The 3259-nt window shown below is 70.2% G+C and carries 3 protein-coding genes; all 3 read right to left on the bottom strand.

Annotated features, from left to right (window positions below; genetic code table 11):
• A partial coding sequence (locus tag VFR64_05315; protein ID HET9489158.1) for a branched-chain amino acid ABC transporter permease occupies positions 1-848 on the bottom strand: 848 nt, incomplete at its 3' end.
• Positions 845-1768: a branched-chain amino acid ABC transporter permease gene (locus VFR64_05310; GenBank protein HET9489157.1), complete on the bottom strand. Its 924-nt coding sequence runs from the start codon at positions 1766-1768 to the stop codon at positions 845-847. The genes VFR64_05310 and VFR64_05315, both read right to left, overlap by 4 nt.
• 11 nt (positions 1769-1779) lie before the next feature.
• Positions 1780-2982 carry a branched-chain amino acid ABC transporter substrate-binding protein gene (locus tag VFR64_05305; GenBank protein HET9489156.1) on the bottom strand — a complete coding sequence of 401 codons (1203 nt, stop codon included), beginning with the start codon at positions 2980-2982 and terminating at the stop codon, positions 1780-1782.
• Positions 2983-3259 lie beyond the last annotated feature (277 nt).

Genomic DNA, 3259 nt, shown 5'->3' with positions numbered 1-3259 from the left:
CCGATGAAGAAGTTTCCGATGCAGAACGCCGTGAGCTTCGCCCGGACGATGGAGATGCCGCAGCACTTCGCGGCGATCTCGTCGTCACGCAGCGTGTTGAGCGCCACCCCGAGCCACGAGTCGTGCAGCCGGCGGATGACGCCGGTGGTGAGGGCGGCCACGGCCACCGCGGCGAAGTAGAAGTTGGCGTGGGCGGGCAGGGCGACGCCCAGGACCGTCGGCGCGGTGGTGAACGCGTACCCGAACAGGCGCAGGGTGGGGATGTTCTTGATGCCCTGGGGGCCGCCCGTGAACTCGAGGTTGTTCATGAGGACATTGAAGATGAAGACGAACGCGATGGTCACCAGCGCCAGGTAGTGCCCCCGCGTGGTCAGGATCGGCACGAAGAGCAGGGTGCCGACGACGACCGCCACGACGGGACCGGCCAGGAAGGCGAGCCAGGCCGGCCAGCCCGCCGACACCGTGAGCAGGCCGACCGTGTAGGCTCCGAGGCCCGCGAAGGCGGCGCCGGCCAGGTTGATCAGGCCCGCCGTGCCGATCTGCAGATTCAGGCCCTGTCCGATGATGACGTAGAGGAGGGCCAGGGTGGCGACGAACGTCCAGTAGGGGCTCCCCCGCAGCGCGAACGGCAGGGCGAGCGCGCACGCGGCGCCGCCGAGGAGGGCGGCCGTCGGGTGCTCGGCGAAGGCGCGTGACAGCGCCCCGCGCAGCTGCGGCCGCGCGCGCACCAGCACGAGGACGGCCAGCGCCGCCGCCGCCGTGCCCGCCAGCGCCAGCGGCGCCTCCGCCAGGATGCCGAGGACGACGAGCCCGAGCACCACGGCCTCCGCCGCCCAGACCAGGATCACACGCGCTCCACGCTCTTCGCCCCGAGGATGCCGCTGGGGCGCACGACCAGGAAGAGCAGGACGACCGCGAAGGCGACGACGTCGCGGAACTCCGAGCCCCGAGGGATCAGGGCCGCGGCCATCGTCTGCACGAGGCCGAAGAGGAGGCCGCCCAGGATGGCCCCGTAGACGTTGCCCAACCCGCCGATGGCCGCCGCCGAGAACCCGATGACGCCGCCGGTGATCCCCATGATGAAGTGGATCTCGCTGTAGTAGAGGCCGCTCAGGATGCCGGCCACGGCGGCGAGACCCGAGCCGAGAAAGAACGTCGCATCGACGGTCCGGTCGAGGTTGACTCCCATCATCTGCGCCGCTTCCGGGTCCTGGGCCACCGCACGGATCGCGGCCCCCATGCGCGTGCGATTGATGATGCGGTCGACGGCGATCATGGCGGCGAGGCCGATGGCCAGGATCGCGAGGTTTTCGTAGCGCACGACCACCCCGCCGACGTCGAAGTCGCCTTGCGGCAGCAGCCACGGGAACGGCTTGGGGTCGGCGCCGCGGGGGTAGAAGATCAGCACCGCCTCCCGGATCACGAGGCCGAGCGAGAGCGTCGCCAGCAGCGTCATCAGGGGCGACGAGCGGGCGAGCGGCTTGACGCACACGCGCTCGGCGGCCACGCCGATGAGCCCCGTGATCACGATGGAGGCCGCGAACGCCAGGGGAAGGGCGAGGACCGGCGTGCCGACGCCCGCGGCCGCCAGCCCGGCCAGCACGGAGAGTCCCGCGAAGGCGCCCAGCATGTAGATGTCGCCGTGCGAGAAGTGGATCACGTCGAGGACGCCGAAGAACAGCGTGAACCCGACGGCGATCAGGGCGTACATGACCCCCAGCATCAGCCCGTTCAGCGCCTGCTGGAGGAGCAGCTCGAGCGGCGGCATCGCGGCCGCAGCTACATCTTCTTGTACTTCAGGCCCGGCAGCGTCCGCTTGCCGGAGGCGTACTCGGAATCCTCCCAGAGCACCCACTTGCCGTCCTGGCTGACGTACTTCGAGATCAGCGGCACCGTGTTCTGCCCGTGCTCGTCGAACTCCACCGGCCCGATGATCGTGTCCTGCTGCTTGGTGCGCTTGAGCCGCGCCGCGACCTTGGCGCGGTCCGGCCCCACCGCCTCGATGGCATCCATGACGAGGTTGGCCGCCACGTAGGCGAACGGGCCGTACGCCTCCGACGGCTCCTGGAACCCGGCCTTCGCGTACGCCGCGAGGAACTGCTTGCCCCCGGGCAGCTTCTCGGTCGGCGCGCCCTCGACGAAGGCAAGCGTGCCCTCGGCGGACGGTCCGGCCGTCTCGTTGAAGGTGTCCGACTTGATCCCGCTCGTGCCCTGGAACTGCGCTCGCACGCCCAGCTTCTCCATCTGCACGCGCACGCGCACGCCGTCCGGGGTGAGGCCGCCGTACCACAGCACCTCCGGCTTGTCGGCCTTGGCCCGCGTCAGCTCCGCCGCGTAGTCCTTCTGGTCCTTGGCCGTGCCCTGCGTCGAGAGGATCTTCCCGCCGGCCTTCTCCACGAACTCCGAGAACCACTTGGCGTGCGCGCGCCCGTAGTCGGTCGTGTCGTGGATGAGGGCGAACGTCTTGAACCCGAGCGTCTTCACCGCGAAGTCGGCGGCCACGTTGTTCTGGTTGATCATGGTCCCGTTGACCCGCGTGATCTCGACGTGCTGGTGGCTGTAGGTGATCTCCGGCAGCACCGCGCCCCACACCATGGCCGGCATCCCGGCCTTGTGGTAGGTGTCCACGGTCGCGATGGCGGTGACCGAGCAGTAGTGGGTCACGCCCGCGATGATGGCCGGGTCCGAGGAGGCCTTGAGGGCCGCCTGCACGGCCACCGTCGGCTTGCACTCGTCATCGAGGATTTCCGCCTCGTAACGGTACTTCGCCTTCGGGTCGGCGTTCCGCTCTCGCAGCGCCAGCTGGAACGAGTTGCGGCCGCCGAGCCCGTTCGACGCCGTCCCGCCCGTCAGCGGACCGATGAAGGCGAGCTTGACGGTCGGCTTCTGGGCCCAGCCGCGGAGGGGATGCAGCCCGAGCGCGAGGGTTGCGCCTCCCGCGAGAAGCTGACGACGGCTGACGTGGACACGAGTCGCTTTCATGTCGCTCCCTCCCTGAACCGTGACCGTGGACCTCGGGTGCCCGGCGCCACGGCCACACATTAGCCGACGACCCCCGGCCGCGGCGGAAAAAGTGACCGGGAGCACTCCGGGCGCCCTCGGACCACCAGGTCGGCTTTGCCCGGATGCCGAGAGCGCCGATGCGTGGGAAGCGGGTAAAGAGCCCTTGGGCCGGGGCGGGCGCCGCTCTCCGCGAGCCTCGGCGACAGGTCATCGCCGAGCTCGCGGCCGACGAGCGGCCACCGGGGCCGGTCAGTGC

It is taken from the genome of Candidatus Methylomirabilota bacterium (assembly GCA_035709005.1).
GTDB lineage: Bacteria > Methylomirabilota > Methylomirabilia > Rokubacteriales > CSP1-6 > 40CM-4-69-5.
Note: the sequence above shows the minus strand (reverse complement) of the source record. Positions and strands in the feature narration are given on the sequence as shown.